General features: G+C 42.5%; 23 protein-coding genes and 1 pseudogene. 7 read left to right on the forward strand and 17 right to left on the reverse strand.

From position 1 onward, the window contains the following. From JO943_RS03080 to tsaA, 4 genes are all read right to left on the reverse strand, one after another. Entirely contained in the window at window positions 1-663 is a 663-nt protein-coding gene (locus JO943_RS03080; RefSeq protein ID WP_032873018.1) for a response regulator transcription factor, read from the reverse strand. Between the two features lie 101 nt (window positions 664-764). Then, on the reverse strand, window positions 765-1,130 hold the full coding sequence (locus JO943_RS03085) for a NirD/YgiW/YdeI family stress tolerance protein (protein WP_005230915.1): 366 nt from the start codon (window positions 1,128-1,130) through the stop codon (window positions 765-767). Between the two features lie 87 nt (window positions 1,131-1,217). Continuing rightward, window positions 1,218-2,996: a GspE/PulE family protein gene (locus JO943_RS03090; RefSeq protein ID WP_005286383.1), complete on the reverse strand. Its 1,779-nt coding sequence runs from the start codon at window positions 2,994-2,996 to the stop codon at window positions 1,218-1,220. 47 nt (window positions 2,997-3,043) lie between these two features. Continuing rightward, a complete protein-coding gene (gene tsaA, locus JO943_RS03095) occupies window positions 3,044-3,757 on the reverse strand; it encodes a tRNA (N6-threonylcarbamoyladenosine(37)-N6)-methyltransferase TrmO (protein WP_202739997.1) in 714 nt (237 codons plus the stop codon). Between the two features lie 118 nt (window positions 3,758-3,875). Between tsaA and JO943_RS03100 the strand changes: the two genes are divergently transcribed. Next, window positions 3,876-4,655, forward strand: coding sequence for a ferredoxin--NADP reductase (locus JO943_RS03100; protein ID WP_004772583.1), 780 nt, complete (start codon window positions 3,876-3,878; stop codon window positions 4,653-4,655). A gap of 116 nt (window positions 4,656-4,771) precedes the next feature. Here the strand turns inward: JO943_RS03100 and JO943_RS03105 are convergent, their stop codons facing one another. Then, on the reverse strand, window positions 4,772-5,332 hold the full coding sequence (locus tag JO943_RS03105; RefSeq protein ID WP_199948409.1) for a TetR/AcrR family transcriptional regulator: 561 nt from the start codon (window positions 5,330-5,332) through the stop codon (window positions 4,772-4,774). A gap of 449 nt (window positions 5,333-5,781) precedes the next feature. Between JO943_RS03105 and JO943_RS03110 the strand changes: the two genes are divergently transcribed. Both JO943_RS03110 and JO943_RS03115 read left to right on the forward strand, forming a co-directional pair. Further along, the gene (locus JO943_RS03110; RefSeq protein ID WP_202739944.1) at window positions 5,782-6,636 is read left to right on the forward strand and encodes a hypothetical protein; all 855 of its coding nucleotides are present in this window, start codon (window positions 5,782-5,784) and stop codon (window positions 6,634-6,636) included. Window positions 6,637-6,801: 165 nt separating this feature from the next. Then, window positions 6,802-7,257, forward strand: a complete 456-nt coding sequence (locus tag JO943_RS03115; protein WP_005230925.1) for a DUF441 domain-containing protein — start codon at window positions 6,802-6,804, stop codon at window positions 7,255-7,257. A 77-nt stretch (window positions 7,258-7,334) separates the two neighbouring features. On the opposite strand, the gene JO943_RS03120 is transcribed toward JO943_RS03115, so the two are convergent. Beyond that, window positions 7,335-8,255 carry a LysR family transcriptional regulator gene (locus JO943_RS03120; RefSeq protein ID WP_005230927.1) on the reverse strand — a complete coding sequence of 307 codons (921 nt, stop codon included), beginning with the start codon at window positions 8,253-8,255 and terminating at the stop codon, window positions 7,335-7,337. A gap of 282 nt (window positions 8,256-8,537) precedes the next feature. Between JO943_RS03120 and JO943_RS03125 the strand changes: the two genes are divergently transcribed. Continuing rightward, the gene (locus tag JO943_RS03125; protein ID WP_032881556.1) at window positions 8,538-9,233 is read left to right on the forward strand and encodes an epoxyqueuosine reductase QueH; all 696 of its coding nucleotides are present in this window, start codon (window positions 8,538-8,540) and stop codon (window positions 9,231-9,233) included. A gap of 52 nt (window positions 9,234-9,285) precedes the next feature. Here JO943_RS03125 and JO943_RS03130 read toward each other — a convergent pair whose 3' ends face one another. After that, entirely contained in the window at window positions 9,286-10,077 is a 792-nt protein-coding gene (locus JO943_RS03130; RefSeq protein WP_202739945.1) for a DUF4198 domain-containing protein, read from the reverse strand. Window positions 10,078-10,341: 264 nt separating this feature from the next. Here JO943_RS03130 and JO943_RS03135 point away from each other — a divergent pair, with 264 nt between their 5' ends. Both JO943_RS03135 and JO943_RS03140 read left to right on the forward strand, forming a co-directional pair. Further along, complete coding sequence (locus JO943_RS03135) at window positions 10,342-11,247, forward strand: nuclear transport factor 2 family protein (RefSeq protein ID WP_202739946.1); 906 nt, start codon at window positions 10,342-10,344, stop codon at window positions 11,245-11,247. Between the two features lie 230 nt (window positions 11,248-11,477). Next, window positions 11,478-12,692: an MFS transporter gene (locus JO943_RS03140; protein WP_202739947.1), complete on the forward strand. Its 1,215-nt coding sequence runs from the start codon at window positions 11,478-11,480 to the stop codon at window positions 12,690-12,692. A gap of 21 nt (window positions 12,693-12,713) precedes the next feature. On the opposite strand, the gene JO943_RS03145 is transcribed toward JO943_RS03140, so the two are convergent. From JO943_RS03145 to JO943_RS03170, 6 genes are all read right to left on the reverse strand, one after another. Further along, a complete protein-coding gene (locus tag JO943_RS03145; protein WP_202739998.1) occupies window positions 12,714-13,322 on the reverse strand; it encodes a DUF2238 domain-containing protein in 609 nt (202 codons plus the stop codon). A 93-nt stretch (window positions 13,323-13,415) separates the two neighbouring features. After that, window positions 13,416-14,369: a siderophore ABC transporter substrate-binding protein gene (locus tag JO943_RS03150; protein WP_202739948.1), complete on the reverse strand. Its 954-nt coding sequence runs from the start codon at window positions 14,367-14,369 to the stop codon at window positions 13,416-13,418. 9 nt (window positions 14,370-14,378) lie between these two features. Then, window positions 14,379-15,143: an ABC transporter ATP-binding protein gene (locus tag JO943_RS03155; RefSeq protein ID WP_202739949.1), complete on the reverse strand. Its 765-nt coding sequence runs from the start codon at window positions 15,141-15,143 to the stop codon at window positions 14,379-14,381. Beyond that, complete coding sequence (locus JO943_RS03160; protein ID WP_202739950.1) at window positions 15,134-16,090, reverse strand: iron chelate uptake ABC transporter family permease subunit; 957 nt, start codon at window positions 16,088-16,090, stop codon at window positions 15,134-15,136. The genes JO943_RS03155 and JO943_RS03160 overlap by 10 nt, the downstream gene beginning before the upstream one ends. Continuing rightward, window positions 16,080-17,036 (reverse strand): ABC transporter permease, encoded by a 957-nt coding sequence (locus JO943_RS03165; protein WP_199973075.1) that lies wholly within the window; start codon window positions 17,034-17,036, stop codon window positions 16,080-16,082. The genes JO943_RS03160 and JO943_RS03165 overlap by 11 nt, the downstream gene beginning before the upstream one ends. 282 nt (window positions 17,037-17,318) lie before the next feature. Then, on the reverse strand, window positions 17,319-18,302 hold the full coding sequence (locus JO943_RS03170) for an ion transporter (protein WP_202739951.1): 984 nt from the start codon (window positions 18,300-18,302) through the stop codon (window positions 17,319-17,321). Between the two features lie 269 nt (window positions 18,303-18,571). Between JO943_RS03170 and JO943_RS03175 the strand changes: the two genes are divergently transcribed. Then, the gene (locus tag JO943_RS03175; RefSeq protein ID WP_202739952.1) at window positions 18,572-20,029 is read left to right on the forward strand and encodes a DASS family sodium-coupled anion symporter; all 1,458 of its coding nucleotides are present in this window, start codon (window positions 18,572-18,574) and stop codon (window positions 20,027-20,029) included. Window positions 20,030-20,136: 107 nt separating this feature from the next. Here the strand turns inward: JO943_RS03175 and JO943_RS18490 are convergent. The 4 genes and pseudogenes from JO943_RS18490 to JO943_RS03190 all read right to left on the reverse strand — a co-directional run bounded on the left by JO943_RS18490 (window position 20,137) and on the right by JO943_RS03190 (window position 24,322). Beyond that, a pseudogene (locus JO943_RS18490) lies at window positions 20,137-20,364 on the reverse strand (hypothetical protein). Window positions 20,365-20,404: 40 nt separating this feature from the next. After that, window positions 20,405-20,926 (reverse strand): hypothetical protein, encoded by a 522-nt coding sequence (locus tag JO943_RS03180; protein ID WP_202739953.1) that lies wholly within the window; start codon window positions 20,924-20,926, stop codon window positions 20,405-20,407. Window positions 20,927-20,929: 3 nt separating this feature from the next. Continuing rightward, window positions 20,930-21,631, reverse strand: coding sequence for an ImmA/IrrE family metallo-endopeptidase (locus JO943_RS03185; RefSeq protein ID WP_202739954.1), 702 nt, complete (start codon window positions 21,629-21,631; stop codon window positions 20,930-20,932). A 51-nt stretch (window positions 21,632-21,682) separates the two neighbouring features. Continuing rightward, a complete protein-coding gene (locus tag JO943_RS03190) occupies window positions 21,683-24,322 on the reverse strand; it encodes a bifunctional aconitate hydratase 2/2-methylisocitrate dehydratase (protein WP_005230954.1) in 2,640 nt (879 codons plus the stop codon). Window positions 24,323-24,507 lie beyond the last annotated feature (185 nt).

The raw sequence follows: 24,507 nt of genomic DNA on the forward strand, positions 1-24,507 counted from the left end.
CTATTCCCCCTGATGCATGCGATAGCCTAGACCGCGAATGGTCTTGATATATTGCCCGCCAATCTTTTTACGAATCTGATAGATAAACACCTCGATGGCATTACTTTCAATTTCATCACCCCATGCATACAGGGATTCTTCCAGCTGCTCCCGTGTCACAATATGTTCAGGTTGCTGCATTAGCTTATATAGAATCTGAAACTCTTTGGCAGTAAGATTCACCGCTTTCCCCTCCTGAATCAGGGTCTTGGCTTGGGGATCCAGTTGCAAATTGGCAAAATAAAGATATTGACCGGCTTGGGCTTGATGCTGACGCAATTGGGAACGAACCCGGGCAGATAATTCTTCCAGATTAAATGGCTTGACCAGATAGTCATTCGCCCCTAGATCCAGCCCCTCTACCCGATCATGGATATGGTCTTTGGCGGTAATAAAAATCACCGGGGTTTTGCTATTTTGCCGGCGAATGCTTTTAAGAATTTCATCTCCTGACGCTTGCGGTAAGCCCCGATCCAGCAGAATACAGTCGTATTGATGCTGTTCGGCTGCCAGAATCGCATGATCGCCACGTTCCACCCAGTCAACGCTATAACCATCCATTTCCAGCCAGGCCTTGATACTTTCCGCCTGCGAGGCATCATCTTCAGCCAATAAAATTCGCATAAAACAGCCCACTGTGTTGATCTTTCACATGATCTTAAAATAAATCATCAACAAAAAACCACATGATGATCATGTGGTTTTTTATATTGATTCATCAATCTTTAGAATTGAACCTGATCCACATCTACTTCAACACGTTTCGCTGGCTTATAGTCGATGTCGATTTCACCAATTAAGGTCACTGGTGTTTTTGCTGATACCGGCTTACCTTGCCACAAGTCATCATCAATATCGACCGTCATTGAACCCGTCTGGTCACTAAACTGATATTTCTCATCACCCGTTGCTTTAACCACATAACCTTTCAACTTGACTGGGGTATCATCTTTTAAGGTTAAGGCTTGTTTGACTGTGGTAATTTGAGTCGGCGCCAATGCTTGCTGATTTACCGCAGTGGTATTTGCTACGGCAAAAGTAGTTGCACCAACCAAGCCAGCAACGACTGCACATTTAGATAATACATTCATCTTGTTTCCCCTCATCGTGGTTTCATCATTTCGATGCAGTCATTAAAACAAACCAAGATGAGGTGAATCTGAAGATAACACTATAGCTTAATTTAATGGCACCACGCGCAATACTTCTTCTAAGGTGGTTACGCCCTCAATCACTTTACGCGCACCCGCGATCCGCAAGGGCTCAACGCCTTCTTTTTTGGCTTGTGCTTTTAAATCATTGAGTGTGCCATGCGCACTAATCAGTGACTTGAGCTCCAGACTAACTGGCATAAATTCGTAAATCCCGACTCGGCCCTTATAGCCAGTATGTCGACAAGCTTCACATCCCACAGCTTTATACATGCTGGTCGGCATGTCCATCATATAATCAAAGGTCAGATGTTCCCACTCTTGCTCATTAATTGGCGTTTCCTGTTTACAATGCGGACAAAGGCGACGAACCAGACGTTGAGCCAGAACACCTAGAATTGTTGCAGCTGTCAGGAATGGTTGCACGCCTAGATCATGTAAACGCGTCAAACTGGACGGTGCATCATTGGTATGTAAAGTAGATAATACCAGATGCCCTGTTAATGCAGCCTGAATCGCCATATTGGCGGTGTCATGGTCTCGAATCTCACCGACCATGATAATGTCAGGATCTTGACGCATTAAGGCACGTACGCCATCTGCAAAGCCTAATTCAATGTTTGGATTGACCTGCATCTGGTTAAAACTCGGCTCCAGCATTTCAATCGGGTCTTCAATGGTACAGACATTGACCTGTTCGGTGGCCAGCTGCTTTAAAGATGAATACAGCGTAGTGGTCTTACCCGATCCTGTTGGTCCTGTGACCAGAATAATACCGTGACTGTGCTGCGTCAGCTGCTGCCAGCTCTGCAATAGATGCCCTTCAAAACCCAGTTGCTGGAAACTCCGCACCAATACTTCCGGGTCGAAAATACGCATTACCAGCTTTTCACCAAAAGCGGTCGGCAAAGTCGAAAGACGTAATTCGGTTTCCTGTCCTTTCGGGGTACGGGTTTTTAAGCGTCCATCCTGCGGTTTACGCTTTTCCGCCACATTCATGCGGCCAAGAATCTTGATACGGGAAATTACCGCGGTCAGTGTATTGGCTGGCATGTTATAGATGGTATGCAGCACTCCATCGATACGGAAACGTACCTTACCTTTGTCTTTACGTGGTTCCAGATGAATATCGCTGGCGCCTTGCTCAAATGCAAACTGCAGCACCCAGTCCACCAGTTTGACAATATGCTGGTCATTGGCATCAGGATTCTGGGTATCGCCTAACTGTAATAAAGCCTCAACGCCTTTATTTTCGCGGTCATAGATACTGGCATTTTGTGAGGAACTGACTGCTCGGCTGACCTGATAGTACTCAACAATATAACGTTGTAACTGTTCAGGATTGAGCAAAACTTTTTCAATCTTTTTAGGTGCCAGACTCCGTTCCAGATTGTTCAACCATTCGCTGATAAATGGTTGATCGGTGCCAATCAGAATCCGGTCTGCATGTACTTCTACTGCCAGAATATGATTTCTGGCGGCAAATTCTTGTGACATGACACTTGTTAACGCCGCAACATCGGCTTTAAGCGGATCAATGATAAATAAGGGAAGATCAGCTTTCTCAGCCAGCCATTGACACAAACGATTCAAGGATAAGGTACTACCTGCATTCAGCTGGTCTTTGAGGCTGAAATTGGCAATCCACTGCAAAGGATGCCATTTCAACTGATCCTTTTGCCGATGTGTGGTCTGTACCAGCAGTTTGTCCCGTTCCGTGATACGGCCATCCTGCACCAATTGTTCCAGACACCAGGTCACATCGATCGTAAAAGAAAAGTTTGCGAATTTTGCCTGAGCTTGCATCACCGTTGATTCCCCAAATTTTTAACGAAATTTATATTTTTAAAGTTTTAACTTTGTTCCACTGCAACAATGGTGATATCCTGTTCACCCACCGTAAAACGTACATTCAACATGGCAAAGCGCATTCCATATACGCGTTCAGCATCATGCTGATAGGCAGGTCGAGGATCTAAAGATAACACTTGTTCAAGTTCATCGAATATCTTTTTATGCAAAATCCCCTGCTTTAATAACTGCTGTTGTTGCTGTTGTGCATTTTCCAACCAAACCACCGTTTTACGCTGTGGCTGCTCTTGGGCATAGCCACTGACCGCCTCAGTCACCGCATCCGAATATTGTATATACGGCTTGATATCTAAAATCGGGGTACCGTCCAGCAAATCACTGCCCGTGACATAGACCCGTACCGCTTTGCCATGCTTTTCAACGCGTAAAAACTGTACCACCGATAAACCAATCGGAGAAGGGCGATACATGCTCCGGGTCGCAAAAACCCCTATTTTCTGATTGCCTCCCAGCCTAGGCGGTCGTACTTGTGCACGAAATTTAGGCATTTGATTCAAGGCGTTATCTGGATTTTTATTCTCATGAAACTGCCATAGCAGCCATAAGTGGCTAAAATCTTCAATGCCTTCAAATGCCAGAATATCGCTATAAGCCGCCGTCATCTCTATATATGACTCGACCTGCACCAGATTTGGCTGGCGCGGGATACCGAATTTCTCACGATAAGGCGAACACATATGACCAATGATTGGCATCACTACTGAACTGTTCATCACTTTTTCTTATAAACACAATTAAATATATTCAGTTTATCGAGAATGATTTTAGATTAGAATAGCGATCTGTTTCTTTTAACTGTGATCGAGACCTTTAATGGCTGCTTTTAACGTTGAACGCATTACTCATGTTCACCACTGGAATGACACACTTTTCAGTTTTAAAACTACACGCGACGTCAGCTTACGTTTTAAAAATGGTCAGTTTGTAATGATCGGCCTTGAAGTGAATGGTAAGCCTTTAATGCGTGCTTATTCGATCGCCAGTGCGAATTATGAAGAAGAACTTGAATTCTTCTCTATTAAAGTACAAGACGGTCCATTAACTTCTATTTTACAAAAAGTACAAGTGGGCGACGAAATCCTGATTTCTAAAAAGCCTACAGGCACTTTGGTACACGACGATTTACTGCCAGGTAAAAATTTATATCTGTTATCTTCTGGTACTGGCCTTGCCCCATTCCTTTCTTTGCTTCGTGACCCGGAAACTTACGAGAAGTTTGAAAAAGTGATTATGGTGCATGGTACACGTTATGTGTCTGAACTTGCCTACCAAGATTTAATCTTGAATGAACTTCCAAATCATGAATTCTTTGAAGAGTTAGGCATCAAAGACAAGTTGATCTACTACCCAACTGTGACACGTGAACCGTTCCACACCCAAGGTCGTGTAACTACGGCAATTGAGACTGGCGAACTGTTTGAAAAAATTGGTTTACCACGTTTTAACCGTGAAACTGACCGTGCCATGCTCTGTGGTAGCCCGGCGTTCCTGAAAGACGTCGCTGCGTTGCTCGATCAACACGGTTTGGTTGAATCACCACGTATGGGCGTAATGGGTGATTATGTAATTGAACGTGCCTTCGTCGAAAAATAATATTGCCCTATAAAAAGAACCGAGGATAAATCCTCGGTTTTTTATTTTAAGTTTTATAAAAATGTAATTTTATTTATCTAAAGGTTATTATTTAGCATAACTACAATAATAAGTTATTATGCTGCATCTAAATGGATTAATCGCTCGATATAATACCAGCACTCTTCGATCTGGGCATGATCTTTATTTACTTTTGCATACGAGGTCATCCCGTCCAGAATATTAATATACATCGCTGTTAATACATGAGGCTGATAAACCTGTGCCTTTACAAACAGGTCTTCTACCAATGCCATTAACCACTCACGATATTCCATGATTGGACGAATAATGGAAGGATACTGTTGTAAAATTTCTAATGAAGCTTTTTGAAACATACAACCATGAAAATCATCTGAATTAAACCAGCCGAGATGCCAAAAATAGACGGCTTTAATTTTACCTAAATAATCATCTGCTGCTTTCAGGCTAATTTCGTTTTCGATAGACGCCTGGATACTTTTATTCCTTCGTGACAGACACTCTTCAATCAGATTCTCTTTAGAAGGGAAATACTTATAGAACGTCATTTTAGCAACGCCCGACTCACTGATAATTCGGTCCACACCTACAGAGCTGTAGTTATGACGGTTAAAAAGGTCTAGAGCCGTTGCAATAATATCTTCTTTTTTTGACATTTTATTATCCTTTTAGAATTCTATCAAAAAACTTAACGTATTATTAAGACATAGTTTACATGCTGGAAATTTCTGGCCACTATGTATGTTTATCTTATTTTTAAGAGCATTATAGAAAAGTCAAATTTTCTTTATTGTTCCTCTTATAGGGTATGAAAAAAACGGCTTATACACAAGCTCATTTGTAAAAAAATCTTTCTATTTTTTTATTAAAAAAATATACCGTGAATTACTTCACCTTTTATTTACAGTTAAGTTAAATAATAAGCTTTCTTGGCATTTTTTAGCCGGCTTAATAAATTGATTTCACAAAAAAATCATTTTATATTTAAATCATCCAATAAAAAGATGTTTGGTTGAAACAATAGTTATATTCATAATCAGCCAAAGAAAATCTAACTAAATAATTGGAAAAGCAATAATATTATTAATTCATCGAGTACAAGACTATGCCAAAAAAATTTGAAAACTTTAACAACCCGAGACAGAAAGCGATTGAGGGTATGAAAAACAGTATTTCTACGGATCTATGGAACAAGAACCTGGATTTTCTGAACAAACTACGAGCAGAAATTTCAAACCATCCTGTTTCACGGCATCCTGCCATTCAACTTTTAAATGACGGTGTAATTGACAAAGAGACTTTAAAACATATTCATCTTGAATATCGACATGCCATTGTGCAGGTATTTACCGATGCCTTGCTGATGGCTCAATTCCAGACCAAGCAGTTAGAACCACGTTTATTATCGGGTTCCAAAATGTTCCCGCGCTTTTTATTGAACCTGAACATTTTGGACGAATTTGGTTTCCGTCCAGGTCTGGATCAGGAAGGTTATTATTCCGGCAATCCTGAATATGCACATTACCCATTATTTGAAGATGTGCTCAATGACTTTGATTTGACCCAGTCTGAGCGTAATGACTATCAACCATCACTGATTGCACAACGGGTACGTCATTATCTGGAAAATTCGTTTAACAGCTATCAGGCAGTTTCTGCTTTGCTCGCCGTTGCAGAAGAAGAAGTGATTTTATTCAGTCCTGCACTACGTCAGGCCACCAAAGCGGTCGGTTTTGATGTGGATAGTGGTTATTATTATGTCCATGGTGTTTCACATGATGCAACTGCCGAAGCGGCTGATGACGACCATGAAGATGATTTATGGTTTGTACTGGCACAGGCCTGCGTTGAATCTGAATACGATTCAATCCGTCAAATCTGTCTTGAATACTGTGATTTATGGGAACAGTTCTGGGATGAACAAATTGCTTACTACGGAACCTTCAAAAAACTTGCCTAATTTTCTCAGGAAAAGCCATGTCTAATTTTAGAGATGGCTTTTCTCTCAAGATAAAATATCAACTCCTGCACTGTTCCACCTTTGGTATCCTATCCTCTGTCTTGTCTAATAAATGACAGTAATTTGCGGTATAATTCAACTTTATTCCCCTGTTTATACCCTGCGATGTTCTCTCAATTCGATATCAATTTAGTGGTACTGCTGGTCTTATTAGGTTGCGGTATCTTTAGCCAAAACACGGCGGTGACGGTAGCCGCAGCGTGTCTGATCCTGGTCAAACTGACTCCTTTAAACCAGTTTTTCCCTTATATTCAGAGCCACGGATTGAATATTGGTATCATTATTCTCACTATTGGCGTACTTGCACCGATTGCCAGTGGCAAGATCAGTGGCGAAAGCATTCTTAAATCATTTATCAGTATCAAATCTCTGGCGGCCATTGCCGTTGGCCTGTTGGTCGCATGGCTAGGCGGACGAGGTGTTAAGTTAATGAGTAATCAACCCGATGTGGTTGCCGGCCTTCTGATCGGTACAGTAGCAGGTGTCGCCTTGTTAAGAGGCGTTCCGGTTGGCCCCCTGATTGCGGCAGGGATTTTGTCGCTCCTTATCGGGAAATCTTAACGTCTATAACATCTGCCGGGTCATCTCATCAAAATAAAGGTAGCGCATGGCTACCTTTATCATAATAAGACCTTGTATTAATTTTCATAATACACGGCACGCATCTTGGAAAACTTTTCCAGTTGCTTGATGAAGCCTTCAAAATAGTTCTTCTCTTTATCCTCGACCCGATAACCCGCATACAAAGTACGTCTCAGACCTTCCGGAGCGACACAATCCAGACGGCGGCTGACCACCCAGCCTTTTTGCTCATATTCATTGACCACCCAATCCGGCAATGCCGCAATGCCGCGTCCACTTGCCACCAGCTGGATCAGCATTTGGGTCAGATCTGTAGTGCGGATGTGCTTCGGATAGACATTGGCTGGAATAAACAGATGCGCCATGATATCCAGACGATGCTTATCAACCGGATAAGTAATCAAGGTTTCTTCTGCCAGATCCTGCACACTCACCTGCTCGGCACGTGCCAAAGGATGTGTGCTAGAGAGAACCAAGCGTGATTCATATTTGAAAATTGGGAAATATTCAATTCCCTTCAATGCAATCGGATCTGCCGTGATCAATAGATCAAACTCGGCATTTTGCAGCAGTTCGTGAGGATTCGACTCAAACCCCGCAGCAAAGTCCAAATCTACATCCGGATACTGATGACGATACTGATTCAATAACGGCATCAACCAGTCAAAACAACTGTGACATTCTGAAGAAAAGATAATCCGTCCCGTCTGGCCGTGCACGATACGGGTAATATCAGTCTGTGCGATCTGAACTTGTGGCAATACATCATCTGCCAATTTGAGTAGACGTTCACCAACATTGGAGAAGCTGACAGGGCGACTACGGCGATTCACCACTTCTACCCCATACCAATGATCAAGTTCTTTTAATTGGTGAGAAATTGCAGACGGCGTCAGACATAAATCGGTAGCCGCAGCGACCAATGAACCATGTTCTCTTAGCGCAAGTAATGTTTTTAAATGACGAAGTTCTAGCACAACAAAAACCAAAATTGAATTTATTTCATCTTAACATAAAATTAATTAGCAAGCCTCAACATGAGTTTGATTTCAAGATTTTTCTGGTACGTGAAAGTCTCTCATATAAAAAATGTATTTTTTTAACAGAACTCACAAGCCTCATCTCAAGAGAAAAGTTCTTTGATAATCATATCTGTTTTTATGCTTTAAAATTTTTCAGCTCGAACTGAGAATATTTCAGTTAATTCAAACGTTTTGCCAATTTAAAACTTTTACAATATCAAATTATTTTTATAGACCATGTCGCCTATGACCCGTCAAAGTCAAAAGACGCTTGAACGCCAAAAACTGAGCTTACCCGAAGGACATGACAAGTTACTGCTGCACTCATGCTGCGCGCCATGTTCCGGTGAAGTTATGGAAACCCTGATTGAATCAGGTATCGACTTTTCGATCTTTTTTTATAATCCGAATATCCATCCAGTGAAGGAATACCTCATTCGTAAGGAAGAAAATATCCGTTTTGCCGAGAAACACAATATTCCGTTTATTGACTGTGATTACGATACCGACAACTGGTTTGCGCGCGCCAAAGGTATGGAGAATGAACCTGAAAAAGGCATTCGTTGCACCATGTGTTTTGATATGCGTTTTGAACGTACGGCGCTTTATGCCTATGAACACGGTTTTAGCCTGATCAGCAGTTCGCTGGGTATTTCGCGCTGGAAAAACATGCAGCAGATTAATGACTGTGGTCTACGTGCTGCCGCGCATTATCCGGACATTCAATATTGGGATTATAACTGGCGCAAACATGGCGGTGCAGTCCGCATGCTGGAAATCAGCAAACGTGAAGAGTTCTATCAACAGGAATATTGCGGCTGCGTCTATTCACTCAGAGATACTAACCGCTGGCGGATGAGCAATGGTCGCGACCGGATCCAACTGGGTGTGAAATTTTATAGTAACGCCATGGATGATGAATCCAGTCAATAACAATGCAGTCGAAATAAAAAGGCTAATTCTAGTGAATTAGCCTTTTGACATTTTAATGTACAGCTACACTGATAATGCTGTAGAATTGATTGCCCGGCTTTTGTTTCGAATCTACCGTTTCGCTGACTTCAATCAAGTATTCCGCTGCTTTTGGAAATAACAGTTCAGCATGACCATCCGCTTCCGTTTTCAAGCTTATCCCTTGCTTATCGGTGGCACCTTTAGCACGAATCACCACTTCAGCATTGGCTAAAGCTTTATTAGCCTTCGATACTTTAATTTTTACCGCCTGATTGGCTTTTAACTCATTTGGATGGGTGAAGAACTCCACCTGAATCGGCGCTGTGCTGGCCTGAACGGGGGTATGCTTTTCCTTACTCACATAAGTCAATAATGTCCATTCGCGCGTGATTTCAACTGGTTTGATATTCTTGCTGTTTAGATCGGCAGGAATCACAAAATCGCGCTCAGTTTTTGCAGGCGCTTTATCGGCCGGCATATCAAAAAACATCTTCCATTGTTTTTGATCCTGCACATACTTCAATGGATATGAAGCTTTGGTTTGAACCAGATAAGTCCCTGCTTCAGGCAGTTTCAAATCAAATACGGTCGCTGAGTCCAGTTTAGTATTCGCTTGAATGGTGGTTTTGGTATTATTCGGCGCAGTGATCTCAAATTTTGCATCTTTCAAGGCATATTCACTGTTTAAGGCTTCTTCTGCATAGCCAGAAATAATCGCCACTTGTGTTTGTTCAGTTGTATAGGCAATTGGTGCAACATAAGGTTCATGTGCAGCGCTATAGCCAGAAACAAGTAGCAATGAACTGATTAATAATTTTTTCACTTTTTCACCCCGAAAGTTGTCATTTAAAATGTATGACCTGCAGTATACACAAATGTAAATAATTATCATTAATATTATTATGATCATATATTAATTTCACACCCTCTGCTGGCTATTTAGAGATTGCAATACCTCCATTTTTTACGGTTTCAGTAGCACCGTCACCAGTTACCAAGTCTTTACAAAATATGTCGTGATTGTTCAGAAGCCAGTGAAGCTTAACCCTATGCTTATTATTCGAGTTCTAACGATGGATTCATAATAATGAAGAAACTTTTTATTTTAACCACGCTCCTGCTTCCTTTGGCACTCAGCGCCTGTAATGATGATTCAAATCCCGAGCAAGGTTCTCAAAATAGCAGTGATACCCAGCAACAACAAACTGAGCGTAATAAATCACTGGTCACCAGCTACTATGAAGGTGTATTTAAAGACAAAAAAGTTCGAGAGTTCTCTGAACGTTATATCGCCGAAAACTATATTCAACACAACCCCTATGTAGCCGATGGCAGACAACCCTTTATTGATTTTTTTGAGAAACGCCTGGCAGATAATCCAGACGCTCAATACAACATTTTACGCACCATTGCCGAAAATGATCTGGTGCTATTACAGGTCAAGGGTAAACTGAATGCAGATACGCCGACCAATGCCGGTTTCGATCTGTATCGGGTTGAGAATGGCATCATTGTAGAGCACTGGGATGTCAATCAGGCTGTCCCAGAGAATGACCGAACCAAAGCCAATCCGGACGTGATGTTTGATGGCCGCAATACAACGAATTTGTCGCCCGCAGAAACCGCTGCCAATAAACAGCTGGTCACGGCTTTTGTCAAAGGTGCCTTTGAACAACATCAGGTCAGGGAATTTTCCGACCGTTACCTTGCCGATCATTATATCCAGCACAATCCATGGATTGGAGATGGTAAAGAGCCCTTTGTGACCTTCTTTGAGCAGCTCTTCCAAAATGATCCGGCAGCACAATATGAAGTCAAACGGGTTATTGCTGAAGGTGATCTGGTAGCGGTGCACCTCCGCAGTAAGCAAAGTAATAAACCAGAAAATGCGGGCTTTGATATTTTCCGGGTAGAAAATGGCAAAATTGTAGAACATTGGGATGCCAATCAGTCGGTTCCAGAAAACAGTGCCAATAGTAATACCATGTTCTAAGCTTCACCCACACCACAACCCGATAACTCAGAATAAAGCTCATTCTCATAATGGGCTTTATTTACCTGTTATTCCTCTACATCGCTACACTAGCTACCCTATTCATGCCACGCCTAGCTTTTGTGCCGCTCCTTCTTAATTTTATTTGAAAATTCCACTTTCCTCTCTATCGGTTTTGACAGAGGTATGGAAAAATAATCCCTGCTCCAGATATTATTTTTTAGAGACTCATGACCTCTCCAAGTTCTCCCACACCCATAACATCCCACTATTCCTTATTTCTAGTGATTTTCTCACTCGCCGTCGGTAGTTTCTGTATTGGAACAACTGAATTTGTGGCGATGGGACTGATTCAGGAAATCGCCACTGATTTAAATGTCAGTGTCCCGCATGCAGGCTATTTTATCAGCGCTTATGCATTGGGCGTGATGGTCGGCGCGCCGATTATTGCCATCCTCGGCGCTAAGGTTCCACGTAAGACCTTATTGCTGGGCCTGATGCTGTTTTATGGTCTGGCCAATGCAGCGACAGCTTTTGCAACCACCCCCGAAGCCATGTTGCTGTCCCGCTTTATTGCCGGTTTCCCACATGGGGCTTACTTTGGTGTCGCGGCACTGGTTGCGGCTGAACTGGCAGGCAAACAACGCCGTGCCACGGCGATTGCCCAAGTGATGATGGGTTTAACCATTGCCAATGTGATTGGAGTACCCATTGCCACATGGTTGGGGCAACAATTTGGCTGGAAATCAGGCTTTGAATTTTCTGCCGTGATCGCCTTTATTACCCTGATTGGGGTCAGTTTATTTGTCCCGAATATTCCATTGCAAAAAACCGCGAGTATCAAGGCTGAACTGGCAGGTTTAAAGAATATCAATATGTGGCTGACCCTTGCCGTGGGTGCCATTGGTTTTGGGGGCATGTTCTCGGTATATAGCTATGTTTCCCCGATTCTCACCGAATATACCCATGCCAATATCAGTGTCGTGCCGATTGCTTTAGCGATTTGGGGCATAGGCATGGTCATCGGTGGCTTAGTTGCCGGCTGGCTGGCCGATAAAAACCTGTTTAAAACCATTATCGGGATTCTGATCAGCTCGGCCCTCGCCTTTGTAGCGGCTAGCTTTATGATGTCTCATCTGTATACCGCGATTGCAGCCTTATTCCTGATTGGTTTTACCGTGATTGGTCTCGGTGGTGCCTTGCAAACCCATCTCATGGACATTGCGGGTGACGCACAAACGCTGGCAGCTTCCCTCAACCATTCGGCATTTAATCTCGCCAATGCTCTGGGTGCTTTTTTGGGTGGATGGGTTCTGAGTCATGATATGGGCTGGTTAGCACCGATCTGGGTCGGCTTTGTCCTAAGTCTGGGTGGTTTAGCCATTTTATTGATTGCTCTGGCGTATGCCCGCTATTCACAGAGCAATCAATCTGCTGTGTCTTAACAGCAGATGCCGCTATTGATATTAATGCATTAATTTCACAATCTGTCGATCATGCCATTTTGATAAGAATAACAAGGCCGTGATCGACCCGATCAGGGCAAAAAACATATCCGATTGTGTATCCCACTCATCCCCTTGTGTTCCAAGGAATTCTTCTGCACCCTGTCCCAATAACAATGCGGCTGCCCATTCAATCAGCTCATAGCTGGCACTGATTGCCAGTACAATGCAAATCACAATAAAGCTCAGCATCTTAGCTTTAGCTAAAATATGCTTCCGAATCAGGATTTCACGCGCAACCATAGCAGGTACAAAGCCCTGCATAAAATGCCCGATCTTGTCATAAGGATTGCGGTCCAGCCCTAACCATTGTGCAAGTTCAAAACCCAGCGGTACACGCGCATAGCTGTACGCCCCACCAACAATCAATACAATGGCATGCAAGAAAATAAGCTTATATAACAACGGACTGAGTGGAAAAGCTTTATGTGTCGCATACAATATCGGTATCACAATCAATACCGGTGTGACTTCAAGCCACCATGTGGTCCGGTCAAAAGGCTGAATTCCTGAAATGATCAATAAAAAGGCTAAAATCGCTGTGCCCAAATACAGTAAAGAAATACGCATCATCTTATAAGGTCGTGTTTATTTCCCTTTATCATATAAAAAACCCGAAGCAGACGCTTCGGGTTTGTTGTTATCATGCGGACAGACTGGATTTTACTTCACCGCATCGGCCACTTCTTTCAGCATGGCTTTCATCCCATCCAGACCATTGTTCATCAAATACCAGTTACTCGAATCCAGATAGACAATGTTGCCGTTTTTAGCCGCTTTAGTCTGGTTAATGATCTGGTTATTTAACACCTGTTTGGCACCTTGCTGATTTTCAGTAATGGCTGCACCCCGGTCAATCACAAACAGGTAATCAGGATTTTTCTGGGCAATAAACTCATGTGACACCGCCATACCATGCAATCCCACCTTGATCGAAGGGTCTGCTGGGGTAAAACCATAGAGATCATGAATATTGCCAAAACGCGAACCTAGGCCATAGGCTGCAATCTTGCTGTTATTGACCAGAATCACCAATGCTGTTTTCCCTTTGGTCTTGGCTTTTAAGGCTGCGATCTCTTTTTCTAAAGTTTGCAATTGTTGCTTCGCTTCAGGCTTTTTGCCCACCATTTCAGCAATATTCAAGGTTTGCTGTTTAAACGAATTGAACTGGTCGTTGTAATCCACATCAACAAAGTAGGTCGGCGCAATCTGCTTGATCTGACCGACCAGATTTTCCATGCGTCCACTCATCAGAATCAGTTCAGGCTGACTGGCTGCAATCTTTTCCAGATTCGGCTCTTTCACCGTCCCTACATCCAGATATTTACCTTCACTGAAATTTTGCAAGACTTTCGGTAACGGCGTACCTTTTGGCAAGGCCACCACCTTATCATCCGCACCCAAGGCATGAATGGTATTTAGGGCGCTGGTATCCAGCACTGCTATACGGGACACATTCGCAGGAATGCTAATCTGGCCGGCCTTGCTGTTAAAACTTAAGGTATCCTGTGTAGCAGCAGTATGACTGTCCTGATTTGCCGAAGGTGTACTGGAATTACCACATGCAGCCAAGGCTACACTTAACATCATGACTGGCAATGTTTTCTTGAAAAGCATAACAAGCTCCTAACTAATAAAATACAAACCTAATTTATGTTGCTGAACCTGCTGGATCGGAATATGGAAATCGAAAATATCTTGCAGAATATGTTCATCCATCAACTGTTGTGGATGCCCTTGATACAGCAACTCACCTTCTTTCATGGCAATGATGTGATCGGCATAGACGGAAGTAAAGTTAATGTCATGAATCACCACAATGATGGATTTACCATGATTCTCGGCCAGATCTTTTAACACCCGCATAATCTGGGAAGAGTGCTTCATATCCAGATTGTTCAAGGGTTCATCCAGCAAGATATAGTCGGTGTCCTGTGCCAGAATCATGGCGATATAGGCGCGTTGCCGCTGCCCACCGGACAATTCGCTGATTTGTCGGTGGCGTAAGGCTTCTAAATCCATATAGGCAATCGAACGGTCAATCACTTGACGATCTTGTTCAGTCAGGCGTCCTTGTGAATACGGAAAGCGGCCAAAAGCCACCAGATCCTCAATACTGAGACGCAGCTCGGTATGGTTGGACTGCTTCAAGATCGCCAGTTTTTTGGCAATATCGGCACTTTTCATCTGTTGCAAGTCTTGACCATCGAGCAAAACCTGCCCCTGATCCGCTTCGATTAAACGACTCATCATGGAAAGCACGGTACTTTTGCCTGCACCATTCGGCCCAATAAATGCGGTAAATTGCCCTTTGGCAATATTCAGCGATAGGTCATTCACGACCCGCTGTTGCTGATAGCTTTTACTTAAATGCTTGAGCTCTATTGCCATTTTTTATTTTCCTTCAATAAAATCCAGAAGAAATAAATTCCACCGACAAAGTTAATAATCACACTGAGCGTGGTTTTGAAATTCAGCACATGCAGCACCATGAACTGTCCAAGCATCAGACACAGAATACTGACCAAAATAATGCCCAGCAGTAAGATATGATGTTGATGGGTCTTGAACAGTTCCAGAGTAATGTTGAGTACCAACAGCCCTAGGAACATCATTGGACCAGCCAAAGCTGTTGCAGAAGCCAGTGCCAATACCACCAGAATCAACAGCAAGCGGCTGATCTTGTCATAATCCAGTCCCAGATTCAGCGCATGATCGCGTCCTAGCGCCATCACATCGAGGGTGTGATAATGCTTTAAGCCATACAACAGAATCGGCACAATGGTGAGTAAGGACAAGCCCACCGTTTCCATCTTCACCACATTAAAGCTGGCAAAACCGGCATAGGCAGCAATCTGGAATTCATCCGGATCGAGCAAAACCTGAAAGAAAGTGCTCATGTTGTCGAATAAAGTCGAACAGATCAGCCCCACCAACAGCAGGAAATAAATATTTTGCTGCGCCACTTTCTGGAAAATAAAGCGATACAGTAGCAAGGCAAAAGTCACCATGAGCAGCAGACTGATCAGATAATCGGTCACAAAATTCAGTGACAATAACGTACTGGCACCAAAGAAATAGATAATCGCCGTTTTGGACAGTTCATATAATTTATCCAGTCCCAAAGCCTGCGGCGTCACCACTCGATTATTGACAATGGTATGGAAAACCAGGGTCGAAACACCGACTGCAGTTCCCGCTACCACGATGGCTGCAACAGTTTTTAAACGCAGATTCAAGGCATATTGCCAAGCCACACCCAGATTCCAGCCAAGATAGAGTGCAATACTTGCAATCACAGCTACAGCTAAAATCATTAACTTGATTTTATGTGGCATAGCGATATCTCCTGAGTAGCAGCCACAGGAAAATGACACTGCCCACTACCCCCATAATCAGACTGACAGAGACCTCATAAGGGAAAATCACCACTCGACCAAACACATCGCAAAGCAGAACCAGCAAAGCACCCAACAATGCAGTATGTGAAAGGGTCTTCCGGATATTGTCACCGAGGTATAAGCTCACCAGATTCGGTACAATCAAACCGAGAAATGGAATCGCACCCACAGTGACAATCACCACACCGGTAATGACCGACACTAGTAACAGGCCAATAAAAAGCGTCTGTTTATAATTCAGCCCCAGATTGGTGGCAAAATCCTGTCCCAAGCCAGCCAGAACAAAACGATTGGCAAAGAAATAAATCAGGATCAGAACGGGTACGCTGAGATAGATCAGCTCGTATTGCCCATTTAAAATGGTGGAGAAGTCGCCTTGAAGCCAACCCGCCAGGTTCTGTAATAAATCCAGTTGTAGCGCGATAAAGGTGGTAAAGGCTGAAATGATACTGCCAAAGATCATCCCCACCAGTGGCACAAAAACCGTATCACGATGCTTGAGCGTCGCCAGAATACTCATAAAGGCCATCGCACCAATAAGCGTTACCGCAATGGCAAAACCGGTTTTAATAAAAATTGAAGCACTGGGCAATAAAATGATTGAAACCAGAACGCCTAAACGGGCACAGTCATATAAGCCTGCGGTGGTGGGAGACACAAAACGGTTACGACTCAACGACTGCATGATCAGACCGCAGACACTCAGCCCTGCGCCCGCCACCACAATTGCCATCAGACGCGGTAAACGGCTGGTCCAGAACAGTTGCCAGTCTTGAGGGTTACCCGCCCACAAACCCGCGAGACTCATCTCGCCTACACCGACAAATAAGGAAACCATTGCCAGTGGAAGTAATAATAAAATCAGGTAACGCCGCTTAATCATGTTGGGAGAACTTCATAGGATGCGTAAACTTAAAATAAGCTTAAAAAATACAAATCAGATAATAAGAAACTATCACAAATGATAAAGATTATTGTTAAGTTTTTTAAATGGAATTTAATCTCAATGAAGTACAACTTAATACTGATCGAATTTTACTTTCTCGCACAAAAAGCGCTAAGCACTCACACACCGAAGTTATAGCGCATTAAAATTATTCAGTTTTGGAAATGATTAAGAACTTGAGCTTAACCCTGCTCTACATTTCTATAATAAATTTTTGAATTATTCAGGAAGCTTTTCACCACAATGCGGGCAAAAACGGTAATGCTTCTTTTCCTGCTCCTGATCTTCAAGCAATTTTTCCCTGACCAGTTGCATGATAATTTCATGGGTCTGCTCTTTGGGTAAACCGACTTTCTTGCGAATCCGTTCAATTTCCACCTGATCATGCAGCAAGTCCAGCCCCTTGGCTTGCAAGACTTCGCGAAACTCCTGTTCCAGTCGCTGATTTCGCATATTCAATTCATTGGCAAGACCCGAAGCCAGAATACCCGCGGGCAAAGCAGCAATACCGACACCGAGAATGGTAATAAATGCACCCAGTATCCGCCCCAAGTTGGTCACGGGGGTCACATCGCCATAACCGACCGTGGTAAGGGTGACCACCGCCCACCACATCGATTGAGGTATCGAACTAAAGGCTTCAGGCTGGGCTTTATTTTCAACCACATAAATCGCAGATGCAGTCATGACAATCATAATGACCAGAATAAAGATGACCGCCTGAAATGAACCTTTTTCACGCTGGATGACGCGTAATAGAATTTGCAGGGAAACAAAATAGCGCGTCAGCTTCAATAAACGGACTAAACGCAAGACCCGCAAGAAACGTAAGTCAATTGGCACAATAAAGTTGAGATAGGCAGGTAGAATCGCCAATAAATCAATAATGGCCCCGCCACTTTTCATCCAGCGAATACGTTGCTTCCAAGCCGCCTCTTGTGGCTCCTGCTCAATAATACTCCACAGCCTGAGCAGGTATTCGCCACTAAAAATCATGATCGAGAGATTTTCAAAGATATCGAAATACGGCTTATACAGTTGATAAAACTCGTTCACCGACTCCAGCAAAACGGCAGCAACGTTACCGATGATCAAGGCGATCAGCAGATAATTTACGCAGGTACTGACGGTACTTTTATAGTCATCATTATGCAGATTGTCATACACAAAACGTCTTAATTGCTGCCATGAAAGTTGAGTCATACCGTACTTATTGTCTGTTCAAGCAAGCTCAAAATGTAGCATGTTGTTTTCAAATTTGATAAGGGATTTTCACTTGAAGTCCTATTTTCAGGTTTAAAATAAGATCATTTGCCAATACATTGAGCTATCTGACGCTGTTTCAACAAAACTTTCTTTGCAGTTGAGCCTCAGCTTCAACCATAATAAAAGCTTCGTGGTTATTTCTTTAACGATTCATTCATAAAGAACTATAAATTTTATTAAACCCGTGACAACAAGGGGAAATTAATATGGGATTTAAAGCTCTCCCGACGCTGATCTCTTTATTTATTGCATTGATTATCTGGTTCGTGATTCCTGTACCTGCTGGCGTCGATCCTGATGCATGGCATTTATTGGCGATGTTTGTCGGTGTGATTGCCGCCATTATTGGTAAAGCCATGCCGATCGGTGCAATTGCGATTATTGCCATTACCTTAGTCGCTGTGACTGGTGTTACCAATGACAGTCCAAGTGGTGCCATTCAGGATGCGCTCAGCAGCTTTGCCAATCCATTGATCTGGTTGATCGGTATTTCGATCATGATCTCCAAAGGATTGCAAAAAACCGGATTAGGTGCACGCTTAGGCTATTTATTTATCGCGGTGTGGGGCAAGAAAACCATTGGTATCGGTTATAGCATGGTGCTGTCTGAACTGATTCTTGCACCTGTGACTCCAAGTAATACGGCACGTGGTGGCGGGATTATTCATCCGATTGTCCGTGCAATTTCGACCAGTTACGACTCTGACCCAGCCAAAGGCACCGAAGGTCGTATGGGGAAATACTTAGCCTTGGTCAACTACCAAGCCAATCCGATTACCTCTGCCATGTTTATTACCGCAACCGCCCCTAACCCTTTGGTGGTGGATCTGGTAGCAAAAGCAACCAACAGTCAGATTTCCTTGAGCTGGAGTACATGGGCACTGGCGATGTTATTACCAGGTTTAATTGCCTTGATCATCATGCCGTTAATCATGTACTGGATGTATCCACCTGAAGTCAAGGAAACCCCAAACGCAGCGCAGTTTGCCAAAACCAAGTTAAAAGAAATGGGGCCTGTCAGCAAAAATGAAATCATTATGCTGGGGGTATTTGGAATTTTACTGCTGTTATGGGCAGGTATCCCTGCCATGATTTTTGGCTCAGCTTGGGCGGTTGATCCGACGACCACTGCCTTTATTGGTTTGGGATTACTACTCATCACTGGCGTACTGACTTGGGAAGATATTCTGACGCAAAAAAGCGCGTGGGATACCATTACCTGGTTCGCAGCGTTGGTGATGATGGCGACTTATTTAAATAAGCTCGGTTTAATCACATGGTTCTCAGGCGTACTGGAAACAGGAATTGGCCATTTGGGTCTCAGCTGGATGCCTGCCTGTTTATTGCTGATGCTGGCCTATCTCTATGCACATTATATGTTTGCCAGCACCACGGCACATATCACTGCCATGTTTGCAGCCTTTTATACAGCTGGATTAGCGTTAGGTGCACCACCGATGTTATTTGCCTTAATGATGGCAGCAGCGTCAAGCATTATGATGACCTTAACCCATTATGCAACGGGTACATCGCCTGTGGTATTCGGTTCTGGTTACACTACACTGGGTGAATGGTGGAAAGCTGGCTTTGTCATGAGTGTCGTTAATATCATCATCTTTGTGGTGATTGGCGGACTGTGGTGGAAAATGTTGGGTTATTGGTAGAATTGTTTTAATTTTAAAAAAGCCCCTTATGATGGGGCTTTTTCATGTAACAAGTTTGAAGGATTCTATAATTATAAACCTACCCAGCGAATAAAATGATATCAGCGTCATTGATAATCAGGCTTGATGTCATAAACCCAATTTAGTGCTTGTTCATCCGTCGTCGATTCGCAGATGTAGTAAACTTGATGCTACGAGTCTTGATGGAAAATTTCCTTTCTGTGGTAGCTGACTTGTTTGCCATTTTCGAAACAGATAAAACGGTCACCTTGATCTTTCACCGCTGAACCGTTAAAAAATCCACTAATACATAATTTCAGGCAATTACGAAACAAAACTATCTATTTAGTTACTTAAGAGTAAACCTAATTACTATTAAAACTGAATTAGTTCACGCCCAACACAATAATAATTATTATTTTTTTCCATATATAGATATATTTTTTTAATTCTATCAACTGGAATATCCCCTATAACTGCCGCTTCTAATCCTGGTAAAAACTGTAAGTTAATTTCTGATTTAATATCTTCTGACCATTTAGCATACAAACTATTTCTATCAATAAAATCAATACCATCAACATCAACTTCCAACCATATGCAACCACCCTCTACCATCCTACTATTGACTATATTTTTAACTGCATTTCTAGGTGGATCTATCCTTTCCAAATATTCAGAATAATTAAAATCAATTAAATCAAAAACACTAACTCCATTTATACTTTGTACATAAGTTTTACCTGATTTAACAGCAAAGTTACCCCACTTATCCTGAAAAAGTAAATCATCATTAGGATTAGCGTAAATAAAACCCTTACTATAAATATTTTTTAAATGATTTATAGAAGTCATATGCCAGACTTTACCCAATAATATATTAGGAAATAATTTCATAACTCAATCACTCTTAACTCTATTGATTAAATTTAGAGCTAGATCTTCTATTCTTCTTAAATTTTTAAAAGTCTTTCCACATCTTACAATTTCCATAACATTTAAAGAATATTCTTTACTCAATAGCGAACAATCCACATCCATATAATTTCCATTGAATTTACTTAAATTATTTTCAACTTCCTTAAAAGATAAAAATAGACTTTTCATTTTAGCTATTAGCTCTTCTCTTGAAGAACCAGTATAAAACTCATCAATTGTAAAGGGGAACTCATGTGTAATTTCCGTTTTTAAAATTTCACTATGGTAAAGCTGATTCGACAATTGATTTTCAGTTAAAATATCATCTATTAATAAGTGCTGTAAAAAATTAAAGATCTGTACTTTTAATAAATTAAAATCATAAGGATACGTAATTCTTTCTATCTGATAGCATAATTCATTTGTATCACCTAAAAAATTTAATTCTACATGAGCTAATTCATGTGCAATACAAGATATTTTTTCCTCATAATTTAACGATGTACTTATTCTTATCACACCACTTTCGCCTTCATCCAAGAAGTAACCTAAATTTGGCATTAAGTCATTAAGTGACTTATATTCTAATACAAGTTGATAATTATAGTTATCGCATAATCTCAAAATTAATTGGTAATAATCATTCAAACTTTCATTACTATGTATAATATCTAATATATTCATAAATAAATAAGGGCTGATTAATCAGCCCTTATTTTTAGCAAAAACAATCGATTAGGTCAATTGTGCAGCCTGAATTTTCTTGGTATCAACTTGATCAGCTTCTTTTGTATATTCGCTCATCTTGTCGAAGTTCAAGTATTTGTAGATGTCAGCAGAAGCGCTGTCGATTTGCGACGCGTACTGTTGATATTCTTCTGGGCTTGGTAATTTACCAAGAACCGCAGCGACTGATGCAAGCTCAGCAGAAGCCAAGTAAACGTTTGCACCTTGACCTAGACGGTTCGGGAAGTTACGTGTAGAAGTCGATACACATGTCGTGTTCGGTGCTACACGTGCCTGGTTACCCATACACAATGAACAGCCCGGCATCTCGGTACGCGCACCAGCACGACCGTAGATGTTGTACATGCCTTCTTCCATCAATTGATGCTCGTCCATACGCGTTGGTGGAGCCAACCATAAACGAGTAGACAATGAACCACCAGGTACTTTGTCAAGTAACTGACCCGCTGCACGGAAGTGACCAATGTTAGTCATACAAGAACCGATGAATACTTCATCAATCTTGTCACCTTGAACGTCAGAAAGAAGTTTCGCGTCATCTGGATCGTTCGGGCAGCAAAGAATTGGTTCTTTGATGTCAGCAAGATCGATTTCGTAAACTTTTAAGTATTCTGCATCAGCATCTGCTTTTAACAGGCTTGGGTTGTCTAACCACTTCTGCATGTTTTCAGCGCGGCGTGCAAGTGTACGTGCATCGCCATAACCTTCAGCGATCATCCACTTCAACATGGTGATGTTAGAACGTAGGTATTCAGCAACTTTCTCTTCAGAAAGCGTGATTGAACAGCCAGCAGCAGAACGTTCAGCAGACGCATCAGAAAGTTCGAATGCTTGCTCAACAGTCAAGTCATTTTCCATTTCTGAAAGATCGATCTCAAGGATACGACCAGAGAAGATGTTTTTCTTACCTTTCTTCTCTACAGTCAAGTCACCCGCCTGGATTGCGTAGTAAGGAATTGCATGTACAAGGTCACGTAAAGTGATACCAGGTTGCATTTTACCTTTGAACTTAACAAGTACAGATTCAGGCATATCCAGTGGCATAACACCAGTCGCAGCTGCGAACGCAACAAGACCAGAACCCGCCGGGAATGAAATACCGATTGGGAAACGAGTATGTGAGTCACCACCAGTACCAACGGTATCTGGAAGTAGCATACGGTTTAACCAAGAGTGGATAATACCGTCACCTGGACGTAGAGAAACACCACCACGGTTCATGATGAAGTCAGGTAATGTATGGTGCGTTGTTACGTCAACCGGTTTTGGATACGCAGCAGTGTGACAGAAAGACTGCATCACCAAGTCAGATGAGAAGCCCAAGCATGCCAAGTCTTTTAACTCGTCACGAGTCATAGGACCAGTTGTATCTTGAGAACCAACAGTCGTCATCTTAGGTTCACAGTAAGTTCCTGGACGGATACCTTGACCTTCCGGTAAACCACATGCACGGCCAACCATCTTCTGAGCTTGGGTGAAACCTTTGCCAGTGTCAGCAGGTTGTACTGGAGTACGGAACAATGTAGAAGGTGCAAGACCTAATTCTTCACGTGCTTTCGCAGTTAAACCACGACCAATGATCAGGTTAATACGACCACCCGCACGTACTTCGTCTAAAAGTACAGGTGTTTTAAGGTCAGCTTCTGAAATTTGAGCGCCGTCTTTGAATGCAGTTACTTTTGCAGCAGCGTGATCAATTTTCAATACAACTTCGTCGCCCATGTTCATGTTGGCAACGTCGATTTCTACAGGTAATGCACCTGCATCTTCCATTGTATTGAAGAAAATTGGCGCGATTTTAGAACCTAAGCACACACCACCGTCTTTTTTGTTTGGAATGTGTGGAAGTTCGTCACCGAAGAACCAAAGAACCGAGTTAGTTGCAGACTTACGGCTTGAACCTGTACCAACAACGTCACCTACGTACGCAACCTGGTTGCCTTTCGCGATAAGTTCTTTAATTTGGCTTAATGGACCAACTTCACCTGGTTTTTCAGGGTTGATGCCATCACGCTCGTTTTTCAACATAGCGTTTGCGTGTAACGGGATGTCCGGACGGCTCCAAGCGTCTTGAGCTGGAGACAAGTCATCGGTATTGGTCTCACCAGTTACTTTGAACACAGTGATTTTGATTTCTTCTGGAACGTCTGGACGGCTTGTGAACCATTCAGCATCAGCCCAAGATTGTAAAACAGCTTTAGCTGCTGCATTACCTGCTTTGGCTTTGTCTGCTACGTCATGGAATGCATCAAATACAAGAAGTGTTTTCTTTAACGCTTCAGCAGCAAGCTCAGCAAGTTCAGCATTATCAAGAAGCTCAACAAGTGGCGCTACGTTATAACCACCAAGCATCGTACCGAGTAAGTATACTGCGCGCTCTTTGGTTACGAGTGGAGAGGTTGCTTCGCCTTTTGCAACGGCAGCTAAGAAAGCAGCTTTTACATATGCAGCTTGGTCAACACCTGCTGGAACACGGTTTTCTAGCAAATCGACCAGGTATGCTTCTTCACCTGCTGGTGGATTTTTTAATAGGGCTACAAGTTCAGCAGTTTGAGCATCATCAAGCGGCTTCGGTGGGACTCCGAGTGCGGCACGTTCTTCAACGTGTTGGCGGTAAGCTTCTAGCACAGTGTTATTCCTCTTTTTTAAAAAATTACTTGTAAGTTCCAGCTTTGTACAAGCTTTACAAGCAATGTGGACAGCAAAATTTTACTAGACTTCGCGTCAAATGTTAATGCAACTACCGTATTTCTACGTGATGTCCATTATTTTATAGCGAAATGATCCCCTCTTTTAAATACCGCTTTGGTCTA

Source organism: Acinetobacter sp. 'aerobic (ED)', from assembly GCF_904886855.1.
In the GTDB taxonomy this organism is placed as follows: Bacteria; Pseudomonadota; Gammaproteobacteria; order Pseudomonadales; family Moraxellaceae; genus Acinetobacter; species Acinetobacter courvalinii.

Coding starts and splice junctions, on each gene's coding strand:
- JO943_RS03080 (WP_032873018.1), bottom strand. CDS start 663: ATGCGAATTTTATTGGCTGAAGATGATGCCTCGCAGGCGGAAAGTATC.
- JO943_RS03085 (WP_005230915.1), bottom strand. CDS start 1,130: ATGAATGTATTATCTAAATGTGCAGTCGTTGCTGGCTTGGTTGGTGCA.
- JO943_RS03090 (WP_005286383.1), bottom strand. CDS start 2,996: ATGCAAGCTCAGGCAAAATTCGCAAACTTTTCTTTTACGATCGATGTG.
- tsaA (WP_202739997.1), bottom strand. CDS start 3,757: ATGCCAATCATTGGTCATATGTGTTCGCCTTATCGTGAGAAATTCGGT.
- JO943_RS03100 (WP_004772583.1), top strand. CDS start 3,876: ATGGCTGCTTTTAACGTTGAACGCATTACTCATGTTCACCACTGGAAT.
- JO943_RS03105 (WP_199948409.1), bottom strand. CDS start 5,332: ATGTCAAAAAAAGAAGATATTATTGCAACGGCTCTAGACCTTTTTAAC.
- JO943_RS03110 (WP_202739944.1), top strand. CDS start 5,782: ATGCCAAAAAAATTTGAAAACTTTAACAACCCGAGACAGAAAGCGATT.
- JO943_RS03115 (WP_005230925.1), top strand. CDS start 6,802: ATGTTCTCTCAATTCGATATCAATTTAGTGGTACTGCTGGTCTTATTA.
- JO943_RS03125 (WP_032881556.1), top strand. CDS start 8,538: ATGTCGCCTATGACCCGTCAAAGTCAAAAGACGCTTGAACGCCAAAAA.
- JO943_RS03135 (WP_202739946.1), top strand. CDS start 10,342: ATGAAGAAACTTTTTATTTTAACCACGCTCCTGCTTCCTTTGGCACTC.
- JO943_RS03140 (WP_202739947.1), top strand. CDS start 11,478: ATGACCTCTCCAAGTTCTCCCACACCCATAACATCCCACTATTCCTTA.
- JO943_RS03145 (WP_202739998.1), bottom strand. CDS start 13,322: ATGCGTATTTCTTTACTGTATTTGGGCACAGCGATTTTAGCCTTTTTA.
- JO943_RS03150 (WP_202739948.1), bottom strand. CDS start 14,369: ATGCTTTTCAAGAAAACATTGCCAGTCATGATGTTAAGTGTAGCCTTG.
- JO943_RS03155 (WP_202739949.1), bottom strand. CDS start 15,143: ATGGCAATAGAGCTCAAGCATTTAAGTAAAAGCTATCAGCAACAGCGG.
- JO943_RS03160 (WP_202739950.1), bottom strand. CDS start 16,090: ATGCCACATAAAATCAAGTTAATGATTTTAGCTGTAGCTGTGATTGCA.
- JO943_RS03165 (WP_199973075.1), bottom strand. CDS start 17,036: ATGATTAAGCGGCGTTACCTGATTTTATTATTACTTCCACTGGCAATG.
- JO943_RS03170 (WP_202739951.1), bottom strand. CDS start 18,302: ATGACTCAACTTTCATGGCAGCAATTAAGACGTTTTGTGTATGACAAT.
- JO943_RS03175 (WP_202739952.1), top strand. CDS start 18,572: ATGGGATTTAAAGCTCTCCCGACGCTGATCTCTTTATTTATTGCATTG.
- JO943_RS03180 (WP_202739953.1), bottom strand. CDS start 20,926: ATGAAATTATTTCCTAATATATTATTGGGTAAAGTCTGGCATATGACT.
- JO943_RS03185 (WP_202739954.1), bottom strand. CDS start 21,631: ATGAATATATTAGATATTATACATAGTAATGAAAGTTTGAATGATTAT.